This window comes from Micromonospora sp. NBRC 110038, assembly GCF_020884815.1.
Lineage (GTDB): Bacteria > Actinomycetota > Actinomycetes > Mycobacteriales > Micromonosporaceae > Micromonospora > Micromonospora haikouensis.
Genome location: NZ_BBOL01000001.1, coordinates 126,548 through 149,604, shown reverse-complemented (window position 1 = coordinate 149,604; position 23,057 = coordinate 126,548). Strand labels below are relative to the sequence as shown.

Annotated in this window: 15 protein-coding genes; 7 read left to right on the top strand and 8 right to left on the bottom strand. The window is 74.5% G+C overall.

Annotated features, from left to right (window positions below; all coding sequences use genetic code 11):
• Positions 1-39 precede the first annotated feature (39 nt).
• Entirely contained in the window at positions 40-2,778 is a 2,739-nt protein-coding gene (locus LPU61_RS00645) for an HAD-IC family P-type ATPase (RefSeq protein ID WP_229403763.1), read from the top strand.
• Here LPU61_RS00645 and LPU61_RS00640 read toward each other — a convergent pair.
• The 4 genes from LPU61_RS00640 to mfd all read right to left on the bottom strand — a co-directional run bounded on the left by LPU61_RS00640 (position 2,765) and on the right by mfd (position 10,060).
• The gene (locus LPU61_RS00640) at positions 2,765-4,387 is read right to left on the bottom strand and encodes a DUF885 domain-containing protein (protein ID WP_229403762.1); all 1,623 of its coding nucleotides are present in this window, start codon (positions 4,385-4,387) and stop codon (positions 2,765-2,767) included. The two genes, LPU61_RS00645 and LPU61_RS00640, sit on opposite strands and share 14 nt — an antisense overlap.
• 107 nt (positions 4,388-4,494) lie before the next feature.
• Positions 4,495-5,484 carry a nucleoside triphosphate pyrophosphohydrolase gene (locus tag LPU61_RS00635; RefSeq protein ID WP_229403761.1) on the bottom strand — a complete coding sequence of 330 codons (990 nt, stop codon included), beginning with the start codon at positions 5,482-5,484 and terminating at the stop codon, positions 4,495-4,497.
• Complete coding sequence (locus tag LPU61_RS00630) at positions 5,481-6,284, bottom strand: hypothetical protein (RefSeq protein ID WP_043961917.1); 804 nt, start codon at positions 6,282-6,284, stop codon at positions 5,481-5,483. Before LPU61_RS00630 ends, LPU61_RS00635 begins: the two co-directional genes overlap by 4 nt.
• Before the next feature lie 95 nt (positions 6,285-6,379).
• On the bottom strand, positions 6,380-10,060 hold the full coding sequence (gene mfd, locus LPU61_RS00625; protein WP_229404544.1) for a transcription-repair coupling factor: 3,681 nt from the start codon (positions 10,058-10,060) through the stop codon (positions 6,380-6,382).
• Positions 10,061-10,191: 131 nt separating this feature from the next.
• On the opposite strand from mfd, the gene LPU61_RS00620 reads away from it, so the two are divergent.
• On the top strand, positions 10,192-10,872 hold the full coding sequence (locus LPU61_RS00620) for a cyclase family protein (RefSeq protein WP_229403760.1): 681 nt from the start codon (positions 10,192-10,194) through the stop codon (positions 10,870-10,872).
• Positions 10,873-11,135: 263 nt separating this feature from the next.
• On the opposite strand, the gene LPU61_RS00615 is transcribed toward LPU61_RS00620, so the two are convergent.
• Positions 11,136-11,444 carry a hypothetical protein gene (locus tag LPU61_RS00615; protein WP_144420171.1) on the bottom strand — a complete coding sequence of 103 codons (309 nt, stop codon included), beginning with the start codon at positions 11,442-11,444 and terminating at the stop codon, positions 11,136-11,138.
• 99 nt (positions 11,445-11,543) lie between these two features.
• On the opposite strand from LPU61_RS00615, the gene LPU61_RS00610 reads away from it, so the two are divergent.
• The gene (locus tag LPU61_RS00610) at positions 11,544-11,771 is read left to right on the top strand and encodes a winged helix-turn-helix domain-containing protein (RefSeq protein ID WP_043961914.1); all 228 of its coding nucleotides are present in this window, start codon (positions 11,544-11,546) and stop codon (positions 11,769-11,771) included.
• Here LPU61_RS00610 and LPU61_RS00605 read toward each other — a convergent pair.
• A complete protein-coding gene (locus tag LPU61_RS00605) occupies positions 11,765-12,805 on the bottom strand; it encodes a S66 peptidase family protein (protein ID WP_043961913.1) in 1,041 nt (346 codons plus the stop codon). The two genes, LPU61_RS00610 and LPU61_RS00605, sit on opposite strands and share 7 nt — an antisense overlap.
• A gap of 98 nt (positions 12,806-12,903) precedes the next feature.
• Here LPU61_RS00605 and LPU61_RS00600 point away from each other — a divergent pair, with 98 nt between their 5' ends.
• Together LPU61_RS00600 and ppc are read left to right on the top strand one after the other, a co-directional pair.
• Complete coding sequence (locus tag LPU61_RS00600; protein ID WP_229403759.1) at positions 12,904-13,965, top strand: hypothetical protein; 1,062 nt, start codon at positions 12,904-12,906, stop codon at positions 13,963-13,965.
• Positions 13,966-14,088: 123 nt separating this feature from the next.
• Complete coding sequence (ppc, locus tag LPU61_RS00595; protein WP_043961911.1) at positions 14,089-16,875, top strand: phosphoenolpyruvate carboxylase; 2,787 nt, start codon at positions 14,089-14,091, stop codon at positions 16,873-16,875.
• Positions 16,876-16,984: 109 nt separating this feature from the next.
• Here the strand turns inward: ppc and LPU61_RS00590 are convergent, their stop codons facing one another.
• Entirely contained in the window at positions 16,985-17,785 is an 801-nt protein-coding gene (locus LPU61_RS00590; RefSeq protein ID WP_043961910.1) for a hypothetical protein, read from the bottom strand.
• 54 nt (positions 17,786-17,839) lie between these two features.
• On the opposite strand from LPU61_RS00590, the gene LPU61_RS00585 reads away from it, so the two are divergent.
• A complete protein-coding gene (locus tag LPU61_RS00585) occupies positions 17,840-19,036 on the top strand; it encodes a DNA recombination protein RmuC (RefSeq protein WP_043961909.1) in 1,197 nt (398 codons plus the stop codon).
• 165 nt (positions 19,037-19,201) lie between these two features.
• Positions 19,202-22,504 carry a S8 family serine peptidase gene (locus tag LPU61_RS00580; protein WP_043961908.1) on the top strand — a complete coding sequence of 1,101 codons (3,303 nt, stop codon included), beginning with the start codon at positions 19,202-19,204 and terminating at the stop codon, positions 22,502-22,504.
• Positions 22,505-22,605: 101 nt separating this feature from the next.
• Here the strand turns inward: LPU61_RS00580 and LPU61_RS00575 are convergent, their stop codons facing one another.
• On the bottom strand, positions 22,606-23,043 hold the full coding sequence (locus LPU61_RS00575; protein ID WP_043961907.1) for a hypothetical protein: 438 nt from the start codon (positions 23,041-23,043) through the stop codon (positions 22,606-22,608).
• Between the last annotated feature and the right edge of the window lie 14 nt (positions 23,044-23,057).

Sequence of the window (23,057 nt, the reverse complement as noted above, 5' to 3'; positions counted from 1 at the left end):
GCCCACGGTGTGCAATGGCGGGAGGACGAGGTGGGGGCGGTGGCGGTGCACGCGACCGGAGCGGCACGGGACGAGGGGTGGCTCGCGGCGACCGACGCGGCGGCGCTGACCGTCGCCGACGCCCTCGCCGCCCTCGGCGGCGACCCGCAGGGCCTGACCCCCGACGAGGTACGCCGACGGCGCGACCGGGTCGGCCCGAACGCGGTACGCACCCACCGGGTGTCCGCCGTCGCCGTGCTGGCCCGCCAGTTCCGCTCGGCGCTGCTCGGCCTGCTGCTGGCCGCCGCGACGGTCTCGTTCTTCGTCGGCGAGCGCACCGACGCCGTGGTGATCGGGGTGATCCTCGCGGTCAGCGTCGGCCTCGGCTTCGCCAACGAGTACCGCGCGGAGCGGGCCGGCGCGGCCCTGCACGACCGGGTCCGGCATGTCGCGTCGGTGGTGCGCGCCGGCCGGGTGGAAACGGTGGACGTCGTCGACCTGGTCCCCGGCGACGTGGTGCGGATCGGGCTGGGCCAGGTCGTCCCGGCCGACCTGCGGCTGATCGAGGCCCACCGGCTGGAGTGCGACGAGTCGGCGCTCACCGGCGAGTCCACCGCCGCCGTCAAGGACACCGCGCCGGTGCCCCCCGGCACGCCGCCGGACGACCTCGCCTCCTGCGCGCTGATGGGCACCGTGGTGCGGGCCAGCTCGGGCGTCGGCCTGGTCGTCGCCACCGCCGGGCACACCGCGTTCGGCCGGATCGCCGTCGGGCTGGGCACCCGGCACGGCGAGACCGAGTTCCAGCAGGGGCTGCGCCGGTTCTCGCTGCTGCTGGCCCGGGTGGCGGGCGTGCTCACCGCGCTCATCTTCGTGATCAACCTGGTGCTGCACCGGCCGGTCATCGACGCCGTGCTGTTCAGCCTGGCCATCGCCGTCGGCATCACCCCGCAACTGCTGCCCGCGATCGTCACCGCCAGCCTGGCCGCCGGCACCCGCGCGCTGGCCGCCCGGCGGGTGCTGGTCAAGCGCCTGGTCTGCGTGGAGGACCTGGGCAACGTCGAGGTGCTGTTCACCGACAAGACCGGCACGCTGACCGACGGGCGGCTCACCCTCGCCGAGGCGCTCGGCCCGGACGGCCGCCCCGCCGACCCGCCCGACGCCGCCGCCCCGGACGCCGCCCGGCCGCCCGACGCCGCCGGCCCGCCGGACGCCGCCGGCCCCGGGCCGCTGCTCGCCGGGCTGCTGGCCAACGAGGCCGGGCCGGACGGCGCGGACGGCAACCCGCTGGACCGGGCGCTCTGGCAGGCCCCGGCCGCCGCCGCCCAGCCCGTCGACGCGTACCGGCGGGTGGCGGTGCTCCCCTTCGACCACAAGCGCCGCCGGGTCAGCGTCCTCGTCGACGGGCCGCACGGGCGGCTCCTCGTAACCAAGGGCGCGGCCGAGGAGCTGCTGGCGCTCTGTGTGGACGTACCGCAGCAGGCGCGGGACGCCCTCGACGCGCGACTGGCCGACGGCGGCCGGGTGGTCGCGGTGGCCAGCCGGCCCGCGCCCGACCTGGCCGGGCTCGACCCGGCCGACGAGCGGGACCTGCGCCTCGCCGGCCTGCTGGTGCTGCGCGACCCGCCAAAGGCCGACGCGGCGGGCGCGGTGCGCCGGCTCGCCGCCCTCGGCGTCACCGTCAAGGTGATCACCGGCGATCACCCGGCCGTCGCGGTGCGGGTCTGCGAGCAGCTCGGGCTCCCCGTGACCGGGGTGCTCACCGGGACGGACCTGGCCCGGCTGGACGACGCGGCGCTGCCGGCGGCGATCGAGCGGGCCAGCGTGTTCGCCCGGGTCTCGCCGGAGGACAAGGCCCGGCTGGTGCGGGCCCAGCGCACCGCCGGCCGGGACGTGGCGTTCCTCGGCGACGGCGTCAACGACGCGCTCGCCCTGCACGCCGCCGACGTCGGCATCTCCGTCGACACCGGCACCGACGTGGCCCGCGACGCCGCCGACGTGCTGCTGCTCGACAAGGACCTCGACGTGCTCGCCGACGGGGTCACCGAGGGCCGGCGGATCTTCGCCAACACCATCAAGTACGTGCTGATGGGCACGTCCAGCAACTTCGGCAACATGTTCAGCGCGGCCGGGGCGTCGGCCTTCCTGCCGTTCCTGCCGATGCTGCCCGGGCAGATCCTGCTCAACAACCTGATCTACGACCTGAGCCAGATCGCCATCCCCACCGACCGGGTGGACGCCGACCAGCTCGCCCGCCCCGCCCACTGGGACGTGCGGGAGATCCGCCGGTTCATGCTGACCTTCGGGCCGCTCAGCTCGCTGTTCGACTTCCTGGCGTTCGCCCTGCTGCTCGGGGTGCTGCACGCCGGGCCGACGGAGTTCCGCACCGGCTGGTTCGTCGAGTCGCTGGCCACCCAGACCCTCGTCGTCTTCGCCATCCGCACCCGGGCCAGCCCGTTCTGGCGCAGCCGGCCCAGCCGGCCGCTGCTGGTCGCCGCGCTGGCCGCCGTGGCGGTCGCCTGGCTCATCCCGTACCTGCCGGTCGCCGGGCCGCTCGGGTTCAGCCCGCTGCCGCCGCTGTTCGTGCCGGTGGTGGCGGCGCTGACCGTGGCGTACCTGGGGCTGGTGGAGCTGGCGAAACGGACCCTGTTCGCCTCCTCGGACCTGCTCCGCCCGCCCGACCGGGCCCCCGGCCCTGCCGGCCCGCCCGGACTGCCCACGCCGCCCGGCCCGCGCCGCTCGGCAGAGGCGACCCGACGGCGACGCACCCACCGGCGGGCGGGTCGCTTCACCACCCGCTGAGCAGGGTGCGGAGGTGGCGTGGGGGCGGGCAGTCGTGGGCGAGCATCGCGTCGTGCCACTCGCGCACCGACACGCCGGCCGGGCGCAGGGCGGCGATCTCCGCGACCTCGCTGTAGCCCACGAAGTAGGTGGAGAGCTGCGTCGAGGTGAGCAGCGCCCGCCGCCACTTGCCGGCCGCCTCGCCCTCCTCCTGGAAGCCCCGGCCCGTCATCAGCGCCATCGCCTCGGCCTCGGACAGGTCGTCGCAGTGCACGAGCTGGTCGAGCAGGGCGTTGATGGTCATCCGCAGCTGCATCTTGAGCTGCTGCAGCCGCACCGGCAGCCCGCCGTAGCCGAGGCCGGCCATCAGCTCCTCGGTGTAGACCGCCCAGCCCTCGACGAACGGGCCGGACCTGGCCAGCGCCCGCACCCGGGTCGGGCCGACGTGCCGGCGGGCGTGGGCGAGCTGGAGGAAGTGCCCCGGCATCGCCTCGTGCACCGTCAGGTTGCGGATCATGTGGTCGTTGTATTCCCGGTAGAACGACTCGACCCGGGCCGCCGGCCAGTCGGCCGGGGTCGGCGCGATGCAGTAGAACGTCGGCACGGGCGCGATCTCCAGCGGGCCGGGCGAGTCGCAGTAGGCCACCGCCACGCCCCGGGCGAACTCCGGCATCTCCTGGATCACGCACGGGTCGTCGACCAACGTCACCAGGTCGTGCGCCCGGACGAAGTCCGTCGCCTCGTCGAGGGTGACCGAGGCCAGATCCACGATCGTGTGGTCGTCGGGGTGCTCGGCAGCCAGCAGGTCGAGCGCCCGGCGCACGGTCTCGTCGTCGGCCGGGCCGCCGACCAGCTCGACGGCCGCCTCGCGCAGCTCGGCGGTGACCCGGTCGAGGTTGGCCCAGGCGCGACGCTGCACCTCGGCGGCGCCCAGCTCGGTGTCGAGCGTGTGCCACAGCCGGGCCTCCCAGCGCCGCCGGCCCAGCCTCGGGTCCCGCCCCGGGCCGGCGTCGGCGGCCAGCCCGGCGCGCAGCCACGCCACGAACTCGTCCAGCGCGGCGATCGCGGCCGTGGCGGCGGGCTCCACCCGGTCGTGCAGCCCCGGCTCCTCGGCGAGCAGCCGGGGCACCTCGTCACGGACCAGGGCCGCCGCGCCGGTGAACTGCCCCACCGCCGTCTCGGCATGCACCCGGGGCACGTCCCGCAGCGTCGCGCGCGCGGTCGCCAGCGCGTCCGGTACGGCGGCGAGCCGCCCCGCCAGGCTGGTCAGCCGCACGTCGGCCGGGGCGAACGGCCGGGCGAGCAGGGCGTGCAGCAGCGGGGCCGGGTTGTGCCGCAGCGGGTCCCACTCGTGGCTGCGGATCTCGTCGGACTCGAACAGCTCCCGGTCGACCAGGGCGGTGAGCAGCGCGTGGTCGACGCTCTCGTCGGTGTCGAGGGAGTCGGGGTCGATCTCGGAGAGCACGTCTGCCGCGTCCCTCAGCATCGCCTGGTCGGCGGCGACCGCCTCGGCGGAGAGGTCGGGCAGGCGGTCGTCGTAGCGGTGGTCCCCGGCGGAGGTGGCCAACCCGGGCCGGCTCTCCAGCAACGCCTCGACGATCCGCTCGGCGAGCGGCACGAACGCTTCCATGGCCCGAACCCTACCGACCACCCCCGACACCCGCTCCCCGACGAGATCTTGGTGCGGAACGGCCCCGCTGGGGGCACTTTCCTACCAAGATTCGCGAGCGGGCCGGGTCAGGGGTGGGTGGTGGTGCGCTCGGCGGCGCGGATCGCATCGGCGTACGCCAGGGTGGCGCGGCGCAGCGCCGCCTCCGGGTCCAGGTCGGCGGCCCGGGCCGCCGCCACCGCGGCCAGCAGCTCCGCGCCGAGCCGTGCCTCCGCGCCGAGCCTTGCCTCCGCGTCGGCCGCCGGCAACGGGACCGTCAGGCCCGCGCGCCCGGCCCGGTCGAGGATCTTGGCGGCCAGGGCGAGGGCGGGCAGGCTCGGCGCGATGCCGTCGAGCACGGAGTCGCGGGCCTTCTCCGCCCGCTTGATCCGCTCCCAGTTGGCGGTGATCTCGTCGAGCGTCGTGGCCCCGTCGTCGGCGAAGACGTGCGGGTTGCGCCGGATCATCTTGTCCACCAGGCCGCCGGCCACGTCGTCGACGGTCCACCGTGCGCCGTCGGGCAGCTCCTCGGCCATCCGCGCGTGCAGCAGCACCTGAAGCAGCACGTCACCCAGCTCCTCGCGCAGCGCGTCGGTGTCGTCCGCGCCGATCGCGTCGTACGCCTCGTAGCACTCCTCGATCAGGTAGCCGGCGAGGCTGCGGTGCGTCTGCGCCCGCTTCCACGGGTCGCCGCCCGGCGAGGCCAGCCGGTCCATCACCTCGACCGCGTCGAGCAGCCGGGCGCCCGGCGGGTCCCACGAGCCGTACATCAGCTCCAGCTCGGCCAGGCCCGGCTCGCGGGCCAGCCGCAGGCCCAGCTCCCGGGCCAGCGCCTCGTCGCCGGCCGGCCCGGCCAACCAGACGACCGCGCCGTGCGCCGCCGCCGCGTGCAGCAGCGCCGGCACCGCCGGGCCGTCGGGCACGGTCACCTCGGCGCCCGCCGCGCGCACGGCCGCCGTCAGCTCGCTCTCCGCGCCGGCCAGCACCGGGTTGCCGCGTACGACGTCCCAGGCCGCCGCCGTCAGCAGCCCGACCGGGAGCCGGGGCGAGGTGACCAGCAGGACGACCCGGGCGGTCATCCCTGGGGCGCGGCCGGGGCGCTCGGCTCCGCCGGGGCCTGCGGGGTGGAGATGTCGGTCACCGGGCCGTTCTGGTTGATGTACGGCAGCGAGTAGAAGACCAGCGACTGGCCGGTGCTGACCACCGACGGGACGCCGACCGGCCGGAACCGGGGGTTGATCGACGCGCCCGCCTTCTCGGCCTCCTGCTGGAGGGCGTTGCTGAGCGCGGTGGCGGCCCGCACGAAGCCGCCCTGGCTGCCGGGGCCGCCGCTCTCCCCGAACGCCTGCCGGACCTGCGCCACGGTCATCCCCGGCTGGATCGCCCCGGTCTTGGCGATGGCCTGGTAGACCGCCATGACCGCCTCGTCGCTCACCTCGGCCGTGGGCAGCTTCGCGCCGAGCGCGCCGGAGATGTCCACCCACTCGCCCCAGAGCTGGACGTACTCGGTGGAGGCCGGCATCTGGAGCTGCTGCTCCAGCTGCTCCGGCTTGACCTCGTCGGCCACCGTGACGCCCTGCTCGGCCACCACCCGCTTGCCCAGCTCGATGCTGACCAGCAGGTTGAGCACGTCCTGCCGGGTGACCGAGGAGCGCAGCTGCTCCGGCGACGGGGTGGCCCCGCCCTGCCCGGCCTGCGCCCGGATCGCGTCGGCGTACTTGGCCTGGGCTTCGTCGTAGATCTCGTCCACCCGGTCGACGGAGTACTTCGCGTCGCCGACGTACGCGGCGACGTCCGGCGCGGCCTTCCCGCACGCGGCGAGGGAGAGGACACCGAGGGCCGCGACACTGGCGGCGGCGATGAGACGGCGAGCACGCATGACCGTCACTCTCTCATGCGCCCCCACCGGCCGTGACGCCGCCCACCACGCAGTGCCGCCCCGGCCCCGCCGCCCGGCCCTGCCCCCGCCCCCGCTCACCGGGCGCCCGCCCCGGCCGGCTGGGCCACCGGGGCCGGGTCGCCCAGCACGTCGGAGAGAAGCTGGGCGCACCACTCCAGCAGCGCCTGGTCGCGCAGCGGCTCGCCGCCGATCCGGCGGGTGCTCGGCCGGGGCACGCTGACCTGGTCGAGCGCCGACTTGTAGACCGAGTCGGGGTGGTAGCGCTTGAGCCGCAGCTGCTTGGAGTCGGGCAACGGCAGCGGGCCGAACCGGAGGTGCTTGCCCTGCATGCTCACGTCGGTGAGGCCGTAGCGGCGGGCCAGCAGCCGGAACCGGGCGACCGCCACCAGGTTCTGCACCGGGGCGGGCGGCTCGCCGTAGCGGTCCGTCATCTCGGCGACGACCTCGCGCAGCCGGTCGGCGTCGCGGGCCTCGGCGAGCTTGCGGTACATCTCCAGGCGCAACCGCTCCACGCCGACGTAGTCGTGCGGCAGGTGCGCGTCCACCGGGAGGTCGATCTTGACGTCGGTCTCCTCCTCGGGGCGCTCGCCCTTGAACGCCTGCACCGCCTCGCCGACCATCCGGACGTACAGGTCGAAGCCGACGCCCTCGATGTGGCCGGACTGCTCGCCGCCGAGCAGGTTGCCCGCGCCCCGGATCTCCAGGTCCTTCATCGCCACGTACATGCCCGCGCCCAGCTCGGTGTGCTGGGCGATGGTGGCCAGCCGCTCGTGGGCGTGCTCGGTGAGCGGCTTCTCCGGCGGATAGAGGAAGTACGCGTACGCCCGCTCGCGGCCCCGGCCCACCCGGCCCCGGATCTGGTGCAGCTGGGCCAGGCCGAGCAGGTCGGCCCGCTCCACGATCAGCGTGTTGGCGTTGGGGATGTCGATGCCCGACTCCACGATCGTGGTGCAGACCAGGACGTCGAACTCCTTCTCCCAGAAGCCGACCATGACCTTCTCCAGGGCCTCCTCGCCCATCTGGCCGTGCGCCACCGCGACCCGGGCCTCCGGCACCAGCTCCCGGATCCTCCGCGCCGCCTTCTCGATCGACTCGACCCGGTTGTGCAGGTAGAACACCTGCCCGTCGCGGAGCAGCTCGCGGTGGATGGACGCGGCCACCTGCCGCTCGTCGTGCGCGCCGACGAAGGTGAGCACCGGGTGCCGCTCCTCCGGCGGGGTGGCGATCGTCGACATCTCCCGGATGCCGGTGATCGCCATCTCCAGGGTGCGCGGGATCGGGGTGGCCGACATGCTCAGCACGTCCACGGAGGCGCGCAGCGTCTTCAGGTGCTCCTTGTGCTCGACGCCGAAGCGCTGCTCCTCGTCGACGATGACCAGGCCGAGGGACTTGAACCGGGTCGCCGTCTGGAGCAGCCGGTGGGTGCCGATGACGATGTCGACGGTGCCGTCGGCGACCATCTCCAGCGTCCGCTCGGACTCCTTCGGGGTCTGGAAGCGGGAGAGCTGCCGGATCTGCACGGGGAACTGGCTCATCCGCTCGGCGAACGTGTTGTAGTGCTGCTGCACGAGCAGGGTGGTGGGCACCAGCACGGCCACCTGCTTGCCGTCCTGCACCGCCTTGAACGCCGCCCGCACCGCGATCTCGGTCTTGCCGTACCCGACGTCGCCGCAGATCAGCCGGTCCATCGGGACGGTCTGCTCCATGTCCCGCTTGACCTCCTCGATGGCGGCCAGCTGGTCCGGCGTCTCCTGCCAGGGGAACGCGTCCTCCAGCTCCCGCTGCCACGGGGAGTCCGGGGCGAACGCGTGCCCCTTGGACGCTTTCCGGGCGGCGTAGAGCTGGATGAGCTGCGCCGCGATCTCCTTGACCGCCTTGCGGGCCCGCGCCTTGGACTTCTGCCAGTCCGCGCCGCCCATCTTGTGCAGGGTGGGCTGCTCGCCGCCGACGTAGCGGGAGAGCTGGTCGAGCTGGTCGGTGGGGACGAACAGCCGGTCACCGGGCTGGCCGCGCTTGCTCGCCGCGTACTCGATGACCAGGTATTCGCGGCTCGCGCCGTTGACGGTGCGCTGCACCAGCTCGACGTACCGGCCGATGCCGTGCTGCTCGTGCACCACGTGGTCGCCGGCCTTCAGCTCCAGCGGGTCGATGGTGTTGCGCCGCCGGCTCGGCATCTTGCGCATGTCCCGCGTCGAGGTGCCCCGGCCGCCGGTGACGTCGTTGCCGGTGAGCAGCACGAACTTCGCCGCCTCGGCGACGAAGCCGCCGGTCAGGCCGCCGCAGGTGACCAGCACCTCGCCGGGGGCGGGCGCGGCCGGCACCTGCTCGACGAACCGGGCGCCGAGGCCGGCGTCGCGGATCACCTCGACGGCCCGCTGGGCGGGGCCGTGGCCCTCGAAGACCAGCGCGACCGACCAGCCGTCGCCGGCCCAGCGCTTGAGGTCCTCGGCCACCCGGTCGGTCTCGCCGTGGTAGAGCGGGGCCGGCTGGGCGGCCAGGGTCACCGCGATCGCGTCGTCGGGCGTGACGTCGACCTCGGTCGGCGCGTCCTCCCAGGGCTGCCGGGCGGGGGCCGCCGCGTCGGCGTCGGCCAGCCCGAACGGGGCGAGGGTCCACCAGGGCCGGCGCAGGGCGCGGGCGTGCGCGCGTACGTCGGCCAGGGTCTTGAAGGCGGCGGCCCCGAGGTCGACCGGGGCCTGGCCCCCGACGGCCGCCGCGGCCCAGCTCGCCTGGAGGAACTCCTCGGAGGTACGCACCAGGTCGTGCGCCCGGGTGCGGATGCGCTCCGGGTCGCAGAGCAGCACGTGGGTGCCGGCCGGCATGCAGTCGAGCAGCAGCTCCAGGCTCTCGCCGCCGAGCAGCGCCGGGGTCAGCGACTCCATCCCCTCCACGGGGATACCCTCGGCCAGCTTGTCGAGGATCTCGGCCAACTCGGGGTGCTCGGTCGCCAGGGCGGCGGCCCGCCGCCGCACGGCCGGGGTGAGCAGCAGTTCCCGGCAGGGCGGGGCCCACAGCAGCCCGGCGGCCTCGATGGTGCGCTGGTCGGCCACGGCGAAGGTGCGGATCTCCTCCACCTCGTCGCCCCAGAACTCGACCCGGGAGGGATGCTCGTCGGTGGGCGGGAAGACGTCGAGGATGCCGCCGCGCACCGCGAACTCGCCGCGCTTGGTGACCAGGTCGACCCGGGCGTACGCCATGTCGGTGAGCCGCCGGGCGACCTCCTCCAGGTCGGCCTCGTCGCCGGCGGCCAGCCGCACCGGCTCCAGGTCGCCGAGGCCCTTGAGCTGCGGCTGGAGCAGCGACCGCACCGGCGCGACGACCACCCGCAGCGGCCCGGTGCGCCCGTGCGCGTCGGCGGCGTCGGGGTGGGCGAGCCGGCGCAGCACGGCCAGCCGGCGGCCGACGGTGTCGGAGCGGGGCGAGAGCCGCTCGTGCGGCAGCGTCTCCCAGGACGGGAAGACGGCGACCTGCTCGGGCGGCAGCAGCCCGCCCAGCGCCGAGGCCAGGTCGTCGGCCTCCCGGCTGGTCGCGGTAACCGCGAGCACGGGCCGCCCCGCGCCCCCGGCGGGCTCGGCGGCGGCTCCCCGACCGGCGGCTCCCGGGTCGGCGGCGACGGCGGCCACGGCGAACGGCCGCAGCGCCGCCGGGGCGGTGAGGTCCAGCCCGTCGACCTGCGCGGCACCGGAACGGGCCAGGTCACGCGCCCGGGCCAGCCCGGGGTCGGCCAGGGCGGCGGCGAAGAGTCCGGTGAGCAATCTGATCACTTCCCAGTGGCACGGTGACGGCACACGGCGGAGCCCCCGCGCCCGGCGGGGACGGGGGGTCGACAGCACCCCAGCCTATCCCCGCTTGACCGGCGACCCGGGCACGTGGTCGAGTCCGGGGCATGACGGGACGGCGACGGCTGGTCGAGTTGAGCCACGTGATCAGCGACGGCATGACCACGCTGCCCGGCTGGCCGGCGCCCCGGGTCACCGAGTGGCTGACCCGGGAGGCGTCCCGGGCGAACTACGCCCCGGGCACGGAGTTCCAGGTCGGGCGGATCGAGATGATCGCCAACACCGGCACGTACGTGGACACGCCCGCGCACCGGTGGGCCGACGGGGCCGACCTCACCGGCGTCGGGCTGGACCGCCTCGCCGACCTGCCGGGGATCGTGGTCCGGGTGCCCGCCGGCACCCGCGCGGTGGATCGCCCGCTGCTCGCCCCGCACGAGGTGGCGGGGCGGGCGGTGCTGCTGCACACCGGCTGGTCCACGCACTTCGGCACCGACCGGTACGCCTCCCCCGACGCGCCCTACCTGACCGGGGACGGCGCGGCGTGGCTGGTCGAGGCCGGGGCGGCCCTCGTCGGCATCGACTCGATCAACATCGACGACATGAGCCCGGCGGCCCGGGGCGAGCGGCCGGCGCACAGCGGCCTGCTGGCGGCCGGCGTCCCGATCGTGGAGCACCTGACCGGCCTGGACGCGCTGCCGCCGACCGGCTTCCGGTTCACGGCCGCCCCGCCGATGGTGGCGGGAATGGGCACGTTCCCGGTCCGCGCCTTCGCCGTCCTCACTGAATAGAACGTCGTCGCCTGGCCTCGCCGCACGCGGGCGCGGCCCGGCCTCGCCCCACCGGGCGCGGACCGGGAGATCTTGGTGCCAAACGGCCCCTCCAGGGGCCGAAACTCACCAAGATCTGCCCGATCTCTCCCCGTCAGCGACGTCGCCACGCCGCCATCTGGCACCAGCGCGTCGCCAACGGAGACCTTGGACACTTACGGCTCCCGGGGAACCGGAACCGTCCAAGATTCACGTGGTTCCCGACGCCGCTGGCGGGTCGCCGGTCAGGCGGCCCGCGTCGCCTCCGAGTCGAGGCCGGCCAGCAGCCGGCCGGACAGGTCGACCAGGGACCGGGACTGGGCCAGGTCGATCGGCCAGCGCTCGACGTCCGCCCCGGCCGAGAGTTCGAGCAGCAGGCCGGACGGCGGGGTGGGGCCGACGTCCATCCGCCACAGGCCGAGCCGCACCTTAATGACCTCGTCGCCACGAACCGCGGCGTCGACCAGGCCGGACAGGTGCAGGCCGCTCGACACGGCACAGTCGGGGCCGCGCAGACACCAGGACGAATGGGCGAAGTTCGGTAGGTTACGCATGGGCCGGGGTCCTTCCCGGTCAAGGCCCGGGACTGGAGTGCCACCTCCACCCCGGGCCGCTCTTCATCCGCCGGGCGAACCTGCCACGGAAGTAAGCCCATGCCTGCGTACACCAAGAAACAGCGACTCATCGACGCCCTGACCAGCCGGATCGAGTCGGGCGATAACCCACCGGGAGCCAAGCTGCCCTCCGGCACGGAGCTGTGCGCCGAGTTCGACGTCTCCCGCCAGGTGGTCCGGTCGGCCGTCGACTGGTTGAAGGCGCGCGGACTGGTCGAGGGCGCCCCGGGCGCGGGCGTCTTCGTGCGGGAGCCGGACGGTCAGTAGCGCACGCTGATCCGCCCCTCGACGGCGTCGACGACGACCTCGCCCCCGTACGGGACGATCTGCTGCGGGTCGGTGTGGCCGAGGTCGACGTCGAAGACGACCACCGCGTCCGGGGCGTACTCGGCGAGCGCCCGGGTCACCGCCGCCCGCTGCGCGTCGGCGTACGCCCGGCGCTGCTCAGGCGTGTGCGGGCGGTCGAAGTCCCACGCCTTGGCCCGGCCGACGAGCACCGCCGGGAAGCCCGCGAGCAGCCCCCGCTCCCCCAGGTTGCGCAGGATCCGGTACACCTCGGTCGCCGACGGCAGCTCCTCCGAGGTCTCGACGATCAGCACCTCGCCCGCGTGGTCGGCGACCCCGCCGACCCGGTCGGTGGCCAGCAGCCAGTGCAGGATCTCCAGGTTGCCGCCCCAGGTCCGGCCCCGCACGACCCGCGCCGGCCCCTGCCAGTGCCAGCCGCCGCCTGGGAACATGGGCGGCTCGGCGGCGAGGGTGGCCGGGTCGCGCCAGTCGTTCGGCTGGTCGCCCCACTCGGGGGCCGGCGCGAGGTCGTACCAGCCGGGGGTGAACAGGGCGGCGCGCAGCGAGTCGGCGGTCACCGGGTGCAGCGCGCCGGGCCGGCCGAGGTGCACCAGCACGGACCCGCCGTGGTACGCGACGATCCCGAGCCGGTGGAGGTGGTTGAGCAGGTTGGTGTTGTCCGAGTAGCCGAAGTAGGGCTTCGGGTTGGCCCGCAGCACGGCGTCGTCCAGGTGCGGGGTGACCGTGATCAGGTCGTCCCCGCCGACCGTGGCGAGCACGGCGGTGACCGTCTGGTCGGCGAAGGCGGCGCTGACGTCCCGGGCCCGGTCGCGCGGGTCCGCGCCCAGTGCTCGGGTGGTCGGGTACTCGACCGGTTCCAGGCCGAACTCCTCGCGCAGCCGGCGCAGGCCCAGCTCGTACACGTGGGGGAAGACCGCCGGCAGCCCGGCGGAGGGTGACACGACCGCGACCCGGTCGCCGGGCCGGGGCTTCGGCGGATAACGCAGCGACTCCATGATCGGACGCTACCGGCCGCCACCACCGCTTTTCGGCCTCGCGACGGCGGGGATGGCGAACCACCGCAATCCGCGCATCTTGCCCCTAGGCTGGCCGTGTGGACGAGGAGCCGGACATCCCGGTGCGCGCGTGGCTGCCCCGCACCGCCGCGCTGCTGCTCGGCACCCTGGCCCTGGCGACGGGGTTCATCGCCGCCTACGTGGGGGCGCTGCACGACCCGACCCCGCGCGACGTGCCGGTCGGGGTGGTCCTCGGCGACCAGCGCGCCCAGGCGGTCATGGCCGCCGTGCGCCGCGAGACCGACAAGATCGAACCCATCGAGTACGACGATCCGGCCGCCGCCGACGACGGGCTCACCGGCCGCGAGGTGTACGGCGTGCTCACCTCCACCCCGGAGGGCGGGCTGCTCCTCACCACCGCCAGCGCCGCCGCGCCGGCCGCCACCGAGGTGGTCGACCAGGTGTTCGCCGAGGCCGCCCGGCGGGGCGACCTGCCGCTGACGGTCACCGACGAGGTGCCGGTGGAGCAGAGCGACCCGCGCGGTCTCGTCCCGTTCTACCTCGCGGTCGGGTACGTCCTCGGCGGTTACCTCGCCGCCACCGCGCTGGGCCTGCGCACCGGCACCGCGCCCCGCAGCCTCGCCCGCGCCGGGCTGCGCATCGCCGCGTTCGCGGCGTACGCGGTGGTGCTCGGCGTGGCGGGCGCGCTCGTCGTCGGCCCGGTGCTGGACGTCTGGCACCACGACGTGCCGGCGGTGGCGGCGGTCGGTGCGCTGGCTGTCTTCGCCGCCGCCATGATCGCCTCCGCCGTGCAGGGCTGGCTCGGGCTGCTCGGCACCGGGCTCGTCATCCTGCTGCTGGTGGTGCTCGGCAACCCCGGCTCCGGCGGCATCTACGCCCCCGAGTTCCTGCCCACCTGGCTGCGCGGGATGCACCGGTGGAACGTGCCTGGGCTCACCACCGACCTGATCAAGTCGGCGGTGTACTTCGACCGCCGGTCGATGGGCTGGCCGCTGGCCGGGCTCGCCCTGTGGGTGGCGGTCGGCGTCGTGGGATTGCTCACGGCCACCCTGGTCCGGGGCCGGCGCGCTGCCGCCCGCCACCCGGCCGACACGCCTCCCACCAGCGACGATGCGCCCCCGCGGACCGAGCGCGGTTAGCAGGGGCACCCTGTACGACAGAAAGCGATAACAAGGGGCCCTTCCTTTCGAAGGGGGCGGCGCGGATACGATCCAGGGAGTCGGACAGCGCTGTCCTTCGTCCCCGGCGTAAGGAGCGCACCCGTGACCGACCAGCACGACCACGACGGCCCGGACGCCGCACTGCGGGCCGACATCCGCCGCCTCGGCACGCTGCTCGGGCAGACCCTCGCCCGGCAGGAGGGCCGCCCGCTGCTCGACCTGGTCGAGGAGATCCGGGCCCAGGTCCGTTCCGACGCCCCGGCCGCCGCGCAGCGCCTCGGTGGGCTCGATGTGACCACCGGCACGAAGCTCGCCCGTGCCTTCTCCACCTACTTCCACCTGGCCAACATCACCGAGCAGGTGCACCGGGCCCGCGACCTGCGCCGCCGCCGGGCGGTCCAGGGCGGCTGGCTGGACCAGGCGGCCAAGATGATCGCCGAGCGCGGGGTGCCCGCCGAGGAGATCGCGGCGGCGGCCCGCCGGCTCGCCGTACGCCCGGTCTTCACCGCCCACCCGACCGAGGCGGCCCGCCGGTCGATCCTGTCGAAGCTGCGCGCCGTCGCCGACGAGCTGGACGCCGAGACCGCCAACGCGATCCTCTACGGGGCCAGCGACGAAGGGCCGGCCAACCGCCGCCTGGCCGAGCTGCTGGACCTGATGTGGCAGACCGACGAGCTGCGGCTCGACCGGCCGGACCCGACCGACGAGGCCCGCAACGCCATCTACTACCTGCGTGATCTCTACGCCGAGGCCGCCCCGCAGGTGCTCGACGACCTCGCCGACACGCTGCGCACCCTCGGCGTGGAGACGTCCCCGACGGCCCGCCCGCTGACGTTCGGCACCTGGATCGGCGGCGACCGCGACGGCAACCCGTTCGTCACCCCGCAGGTCACCGGCGAGGTGCTGCGCATCCAGCACGAGCACGGCATCGCGGCCACCGAGGCGGCGATGGAGCACCTCATCAACGAGGTGTCCGTGTCCCGCCGGCTGCGCGGGGTGTCGCTGGACCTGTCGGCCAGCCTCGCCGCCGACCTGGACGCGCTGCCCGAGGTGGCCCCCCGGTTCCGCCGGGTCAACGCCGAGGAGCCCTACCGGCTGAAGGCCCGGTGCGTGAAGGCGAAGCTGGCCAACACCCGGGAGCGGCTGCGCCGGGGCACCCCGCACGTGCCGGGGCGCGACTACCAGGGCGCGGCGGAGCTGATCGCCGACCTGGAGCTGCTGCGCGCCTCGCTGGCCCGCAACGCCGGCCAGCTCACCGCCGTGGGCCGGCTCGCCTCCACCATCCGCACGGTGTCCGCGTTCGGCCTGCACCTGGCGACGATGGACGTGCGGGAGCACGCCGAGAAGCACCACGAGGTGCTCACCCAGCTCTACGCGGCCGTCGGCGAGGTGTCCGACTACCCGTCGCTGACCCGCCTGGAGCGCACCAAGCTGCTCGCCGACGAGCTGACCGGCCGCCGGCCCCTGTCGACGCTGGACACGCCGCTGACCGAGAGCGCGCGCAAGACGTTCGACGTGTTCTCCACCATCCGCGACGCGCAGGACCGGTTCGGCTCCGAGGTCATCGAGTCGTACATCATCTCGATGACCCTCGGCGTCGACGACGTGCTCGCGGCGGTCGTGCTGGCCCGCGAGGCCGGGCTGGTCGACGTGCACAGCGGCCGGGCCCGGATCGGCTTCGTGCCGCTGCTGGAGACCCCCGCCGAGCTGAACGCCGGCGGCGAGCTGCTGGACGAGCTGCTGTCGCTGCCGGCCTACCGGTCGCTGGTGGCGGCCCGGGGCGACGTGCAGGAGGTGATGCTGGGCTACTCCGACTCCAACAAGGAGGCGGGCATCACCACCAGCCAGTGGTCCATCCACCGGGCGCAGCGGGCGCTGCGGGACGTGGCCGCCCGGCACGGCGTGCACCTGCGGCTGTTCCACGGCCGGGGCGGCACCGTCGGGCGCGGCGGCGGCCCCACCCACGAGGCGATCCTGGCCCAGCCGTACGGCACCCTCGACGGCGCGATCAAGGTCACCGAGCAGGGCGAGGTCATCTCCGACAAGTACACGCTGCCGGCGCTGGCCCGGGAGAACCTGGAGCTGACCATGGCCGCCGTGCTCCAGGCGACCCTGCTGCACACCGCGCCCCGGCAGCCGGCCGAACAGCTGGAGCGCTGGGACGCGTCGATGGACGTGATCTCCGACGCGGCGTTCCGGTCGTACCGGTCGCTGGTGGAGGACCCGGACCTGCCGGCGTACTTCTGGGCGTCCACCCCCACCGAGCTGCTCGGCGCGCTGAACATCGGCTCCCGCCCGGCGAAGCGGCCCAACACCGGGGCCGGCCTGTCCGGCCTGCGGGCCATCCCGTGGGTGTTCGGCTGGACGCAGACCCGGCAGATCGTCCCCGGCTGGTTCGGGGTCGGCTCGGGGCTGGCGGCGGCGCGCGAGGCCGGCCTGGAGGACGTGCTGGCCGAGATGCACCGCAACTGGCACTTCTTCCGCACGTTCCTGTCGAACGTCGAGATGATGCTGACCAAGACCGACCTCAGCATCGCCCGCCGGTACGTGGAGACCCTCGTGCCGAAGAAGCTGCACCCGATCTTCGAGAAGATCGAGCAGGAGTACGAGCTGACCAAGCGGGAGGTGCTGGCGGTCACCGCCTCGCCGGCCCTGCTGGAGAACTCGCCGGTGCTCCAGCGCACCCTCGCGGTGCGCGACACCTACCTGGAGCCGCTGCACCACCTCCAGGTGGCGCTGCTGCGGCAGTACCGCGACTCCGGCGCGGCGGGCCGGGCGGTGGCCACGGCCCCGGGCGGGCGGCGGGCCCCGAGCGACGGTACGGCGCTGGAGCGGGCGCTGCTCACCACTGTCAACGGCATCGCCGCCGGCATGCGCAACACCGGCTGAGGTGTAAGGAAGGGCCCCCTGTCAACGCATTCCGCATAGCAGGGGGCCCTCTTCAACGCCCGCCGGCAGGCGGGGCCGGTCCCTCGGGAGCGGGCAGCCGGGAGCGGCGTCAGAAGTCGCCGCCACCGAAATCGCCGCCACCGAAGTCACCACCGCCGAAGTCGCCGCCGCCCGAGAAGTCGCCGGCGGTGCCGTAGTCGCCGCCGCCGAAGTCGCCCGCGGTGGCGTAGTCGCCGCCGCCGAAGTCACCCCCGAAGTCCGCGCCGTCGCCGAAGCCCTCCTGGTAGCCGGCCTCGTAGCCGGGGTCGGCGAACGCCGGGGAGAAGAGCGCGTCGGCGATCAGCATGCCGCCGAGCACGCCCGCGCCCGCGCCGAGCGCCGTCTTCCACCACGGGGTCGAGTACCAGCCGGCCGGCACGGGGCGGCCCTGGTAGCGGCCGCCGGGGTAGTAGTAGGGCGTGCCCTGGCCGGGCTGCGGGCCGGCCCGGAACGTCTGCCCCTGCACGTTGACCTCGCGCTCGCGGGTGAGCTGGCCGGTGCCCTCGGCGGAGGCCAGCGGCGGCAGCTCGGGACCGGGGTCGATGCCGAGCGCGATACGGGCCGCGCGGGCGTACGCCAGCCCTTCGAGGGCGGTCTCCCGGGCCAGCCGGTACTGGTGGACGGTGCGGGCCTGCTCCAGCTGGCTGCCCGCCGCGTTGTACCGCTCTCCGGCGTCGACGAGGGCCTGGCGCACGGCCGGGGAGTCGCCGTGCAGGTTCATCACCTGGCCGCCGAGGCGCTCGTACCAGCGCTGGGCGTCGGCGCGCACGTCGGCCAGGCTGCGCGCCTCGCGGGCCGCGCTCTCCCGGCGCCACCAGACGAAACCGCCGACGAGCAGCGCCACGAGGATGACCGCGAGCAGAATTTCCATGCCTTGAAAAGTACCCGGGGCGCGCCCGTCGTACGCGTTTGGCAAGCTCTGGTGATGAGCTTCTCGACGCTGGCCGTGGTGGTGCTCTGTCTCGGCGTGGGCGGCGCGCTGGGCTGGTTCGCGGCCCGGTCCCGGTCGGCGGCCGACCTCGCCCGGCTGGAGGCCACCCTGGCCGCGACCCGGGAGGGCGAGGGGCGGCTGGAGCAGTCGATGCGGGCGCTGAGCTACGAGGCGACCGCGCAGTCGCAGGAGGCGGTGGCGCGGGCGGTGGCGCCGCTGCACGAGACGCTGCGCCGCTACGAGTCCCGGGTCGCCGAGCTGGAGCACGCGCGGGTCGACGCGTACGCCGAGCTGCGCGAGCAGGTGCGGGCGATGGGCGCGGTCTCCGGCGAGCTGCGCACCGAGACCAAGCAGCTCGTGGCGGCCCTGCGCGCGCCGCAGGTGCGGGGGCGCTGGGGCGAGCACCAGCTGCGCAGGATCGTCGAGGCCGCCGGCCTGCTGGAGCACTGCGACTTCAACGAGCAGGTCACCGCCGCGACGGACCACCAGGGGGTACGCCCCGACCTGGTGGTCCGGCTGCACGGTGGCCGCTCCGTGGTGGTGGACGCGAAGGCGCCCTTCGACGCGTACCTGACGGCGATGGAGGCCCGCGACGAGCGGGGGCGGGACACCCACCTCGACGCGCATGCGCGGCACCTGCGGGCGCACGTCGACGCGCTGGCGGCGAAGACGTACTGGGCGGCGTTCGACCAGACCCCGGAGTTCGTGGTGCTGTTCGTGCCGGCCGACCCGTTCCTCGACGTGGCGTTGCAGCGCGACCCGACGCTGCTGGAGCACGCGTTCGCCCGCAACGTGGTGCTGGCCACCCCGGCGACCCTGGTGGCGCTGCTGCGCACGGTGGCGTACTCGTGGCGGCAGGAGGCGCTGGCCCGCAACGCGGTGGCGGTGCACTCGCTGGCCCGCGAGCTGTACGGGCGGCTGTCCACGCTGGGCGACCACGTGGGCAAGCTGGGGGCGTCGCTGGGCGGGGCGGTGACCGCGTACAACAGGGCGGTCGGCTCGCTGGAGGCGCGGGTGCTGGTCAGCGCCCGCAAGCTCGCCGAGCTGGGCGTGTCGGACCGGGAGCTGACCGCGCCGCCGCAGGTGGAGGTGGCCCCCCGCCAGCCGCAGGCCCCCGAGCTGCTCGGCGGGGCCGACGGGCCTGACCTGCGGCTCGACCGCCTGACCGGGCCGTCCCCAGTGGACCCGTAGACCCGACCTCGATAGCAGCACACATGTGACAATGCGCGCCTATGCATGTCACGAAGTGGTCACAACGTACCGGCCGGTAGTGACACCAGCCACAGCCAGCACAAAGGATTTCGCTCACGCGCGCCCTGTGACTTCAGGGCCCTGTTCTCTGGAGGAAAAGAGAACGTGAGCAGACCCCGAAACCTGAGCCGGCGCACCTCCGCCGGGCTCTTCGCGTCGGTCGTGGCCGCCGGCGCCATGACCGGCGTCGGTGGCGCCGCGACCGCGAGCGCCGCCCCCGCCACCGACACGGAGGCTCCGCAGGCCACCGCCGTGGAGACGCTGGGCGCACACGACGCCAAGCTGCTGAGCGAGGCCGAGGCGAAGCACGCCAAGACCGTCACCCTGATCGTCGCCACCGACAAGGGCGAGGCGAAGGACGTCGCGGACGCGGTGCGGCAGCTCGGCGGCACGGTGAGCCGGCGCTTCGACTCCATCGGCTACGTCCTGGCGAAGGTCCCCACCGCGAAGGTGCTCAAGGCCGCCACGCTCCCCGGCGTCGCCGCGGTCGACCTCGACGAGACCATCCAGCTCCCCGACCCGGCCCCGGAGGCCGCGCCGGCCGGCGCGAAGGTCGCCGCGCAGGGCGAGACCCTGGCCGGGCCGGGCGCCGACACCGGCGCGGTGAACCCGTACATGCCGACCAACGAGACCGGGGCGGAGGCGTTCAAGGCCGCGCACCCGGCGTGGGACGGCCGCGGCGTCACCATCGGCATCATGGACTCCGGTGTGGACCTCGACCACCCGGCGCTCCAGACCACCACCACCGGCGAGCGCAAGATCGTGGACTGGGTGACCGCCACGGACCCGCTGGAGGACGCCACCTGGCGCGCGATGATCACCGAGGTCTCCGGCCCGAGCTTCACCGCGGGCGGCGCGACGTGGACGGCCCCAGCCGGCAGCTACCGGTTCAACACGTTCCGCGAGTCGATCACGGCGGGCAGCGACCCGGCCGGTGACGTCAACCGCGACGGCGACACCACCGACACCTTCGGCATCCTCTACGACGCCACGACCCACGACATCCGGGTCGACGCCAACGGCAACCGGGACTTCACCGACGACCCGGTGATGCGCCCGTACAAGGAGAAGTTCCAGGTCGGGCGCTTCGGCACGGACAATCCGGCCACCGCGGTCCGCGAGCAGATCCCGTTCGTCGTCGAATACCGCGAGGACGTCGACACGACGCCGGTCGGCGGCCCCGGCCTGGTCGACTACGTCAACATCGGCATCGTCGAGTCGACCCACGGCACGCACGTCGCCGGCATCACCGCCGCCAACGACATGCTGGGCAACAGCGCGTTCGACGGGGCGGCCCCCGGCGCGAAGCTGGTCTCGGCCCGCGCCTGCTCCTGGGGCGGCGGCTGCACCGCCGCGGCGCTCACCACCGGCATGGCCGACCTGGTGATCAACCGCAGGGTCGACGTGGTCAACATGTCGATCGGCGGCCTGCCGGCGCTCAACGACGGCTCGAACGCCCGCTCCCAGCTCTACAACGAGCTGATCAACACGTACGGCGTGCAGCTGTTCATCTCGGCCGGCAACTCCGGCCCCGGGCTGAACACCGTCGGCGACCCGTCGGTGGCCGACAACGTGGTCAGCGTCGCGGCGAGCATCAGCAAGGACACCTGGCTGGGCAACTACGGCTCGGTCGTGGCCAAGGACAACGCCCTGTTCAACTTCTCCTCGCGCGGCCCGCGTGAGGACGGCGGCTTCAAGCCGAACATCGCGGCCCCCGGCTCGGCGATCTCCACCGCGCCGACCTGGCAGGCCGGCAACCCCGTCCCCGAGGCCGGCTACCCGCTGCCGCCGGGCTACCAGATGCTCAACGGCACCTCGATGGCGTCCCCGCAGGCCGCCGGCGCCGCCGCGCTGCTGCTGTCGGCCGCCAAGGCGACCGACAAGGGGGTCACCCCGGCCGCGCTGCGCCGGGCCGTCTACACCTCGGCCAAGCCCATCGCGGGCGTCGCGACGTACGCGCAGGGCTACGGCATGTTCGACGTGCCGGGCGCGTGGGCGCTGCTGGACAAGGGCGTGCAGACCCGGTCGTACGTCTCCGACGCGCCCGTCTGCACCGAGCTGTCGGCGAACCTGACCCGCTACGACAAGGCCACCGGCACCTTCGTGCCGAACCCGCACCGGGGCACCGGCGTCTACAACCGCTGCGCCGTGGCGCAGGGCGGGCAGCCGCTGAAGAAGTCCAAGACGTACGAGGTCAAGGTCACCCGCACCAGCGGCCCGAACAAGAGCCTGCTGCACACCGTGACGCTGCGCGGCAACGACGGCACCTTCAGCGCGCAGAAGCAGGTGTGGCTGCCGCTGAACAAGACCCTCACGATCCCCGTGAAGGCCAAGCCGACGACCCCCGGGGCGCACGGCGCGCTCCTGGTGATCGACGACCCGGCCACCTCGGTGGTCGACTTCGAGGTCTCCACCGTCGTGGTGGCCGCCACCGACGTGGCGAAGCCGGCCTACTCCTTCTCGGCCGAGGGCTCGGTCGAGCGGAACAGCTCCACCTCGTACTTCGTGACGGTCCCGCCGGGCGCGGGCGCGATCCAGGTCAACCTGTCCGGCATCGCCACCGGCTCGCAGACCCGGTTCATCGCGTTCAACCCGTACGGCGTGCCGGTGGAGAGCACCGCGAGCACCGCCTGCTACACCAACTTCTCCAACGCCGCCGCCTGCAAGCCGCAGGAGCGGGACTACCAGAACCCGATCGCCGGGGTCTGGGAGTTCGAGGTGGAGTCGCGGCGCACCTCGCCCGCGCTGGACAACCCGTACCAGCTCCAGGTGCGGGTCCAGGGCGTCGCCGTCTCGCCGGCCGTGGTCGAGCTGCCGTCGGTCACCGCCGGCGCACCGACCGAGGTCACCTGGGGCCTGACCAACACCTTCGGCCCGGTCTCGGTGACCGGTCAGGGTGGCCCGCTGGCCAGCGTGCACGCCGAGCGGCCGACGATCGCCGAGGGCGCGCAGCAGGAGTACCTGGTCGAGGTGCCGGCCGGCGCGGCCAGCTTCACGGCCCGCATCGGCAACACGGCCGACCTGGGGGCCGACCTGGACCTGTTCGTCTTCCGGGGCACCACCGAGGTCGGCCGCTCGGCCGACGGCGACTCGGAGGAGGCGGTGACGCTGACCAACCCGCCGGCCGGCACCTACCGCGTCCTGGTCGACGGGTACGCCGTCGACGGGCCGGGCACCAGCACCGCCTACGACTACCGGGACTCGTTCTCGGCGGCGTCGCTGGGCACGCTGACCGCTCCGGCCACCCCGCTCTCCCTGGCCAACGGCGCCACCGCCGCCCTCACCGGCACGGTGACCGCCCAGTCCGCCCCGGCCGCCGGTCGGGCGCTCTACGGCGACCTGGCCGTCACCACCACCGAGGGCGCGGTCGTCGGCCGCGGCTCGGTCGCGATCGGCGCGGTCAACTGATCCGCGCCGCCTGACCACCCTCCGCCTCACCACAGGAGCCCGTCCCCGCCCCCGCGGGGGCGGGCTCCTGTCGGTACCGGGCCAGGGGCCCGGCTCGCGGGTCAGGAACGGCGGGCGGACTCCACGACGAACGGGATCCCCTGCTGGCACGTGCTGAGCAGGTCGGGCTTGGCCCGGCCGGTGACCTCGACCTTGGCGCCCGCGGTGAGCACGTCGGCGGGGCCGCCGATGAGCTGGTAGCCGTCCAGCAGGCGGCAGCCGGGCTCCACGCCCGCCTCCACGGTGCCGGTGAGCGTGGTGGCCCCGACGCCCGGCGGGACGCTGGGGCGGCCCGGCTTCGGCGGGAGGCTCGGGCGGCCCGGGGGCACCGAACCGGACGGGGCGGACGGGTCGACCGGGTCGGCGCTGGGCGCGTCGGTCACCGCGGCTCCTCCGGAGGGGCTGGGGGCGGCGCTGCCGTCACCGGTGCCCTGGCCGCCGCAGGCGCTCAGGGCCGCGCAGGTGACCAACGCGGCGACGATGGTCCGAGGAGTCTTCATACCGATCAGACGCT

Bases quoted from the DNA above. Each gene is read 5' to 3' on its own strand.
- LPU61_RS00640 (WP_229403762.1), bottom strand. From the start codon at position 4,387: ATGGAAGCGTTCGTGCCGCTCGCCGAGCGGATCGTCGAGGCGTTGCTG.
- LPU61_RS00635 (WP_229403761.1), bottom strand. From the start codon at position 5,484: ATGACCGCCCGGGTCGTCCTGCTGGTCACCTCGCCCCGGCTCCCGGTC.
- LPU61_RS00630 (WP_043961917.1), bottom strand. From the start codon at position 6,284: ATGCGTGCTCGCCGTCTCATCGCCGCCGCCAGTGTCGCGGCCCTCGGT.
- LPU61_RS00620 (WP_229403760.1), top strand. From the start codon at position 10,192: ATGACGGGACGGCGACGGCTGGTCGAGTTGAGCCACGTGATCAGCGAC.
- LPU61_RS00615 (WP_144420171.1), bottom strand. From the start codon at position 11,444: ATGCGTAACCTACCGAACTTCGCCCATTCGTCCTGGTGTCTGCGCGGC.
- LPU61_RS00610 (WP_043961914.1), top strand. From the start codon at position 11,544: ATGCCTGCGTACACCAAGAAACAGCGACTCATCGACGCCCTGACCAGC.
- LPU61_RS00605 (WP_043961913.1), bottom strand. From the start codon at position 12,805: ATGGAGTCGCTGCGTTATCCGCCGAAGCCCCGGCCCGGCGACCGGGTC.
- LPU61_RS00590 (WP_043961910.1), bottom strand. From the start codon at position 17,785: ATGGAAATTCTGCTCGCGGTCATCCTCGTGGCGCTGCTCGTCGGCGGT.
- LPU61_RS00585 (WP_043961909.1), top strand. From the start codon at position 17,840: ATGAGCTTCTCGACGCTGGCCGTGGTGGTGCTCTGTCTCGGCGTGGGC.
- LPU61_RS00575 (WP_043961907.1), bottom strand. From the start codon at position 23,043: ATGAAGACTCCTCGGACCATCGTCGCCGCGTTGGTCACCTGCGCGGCC.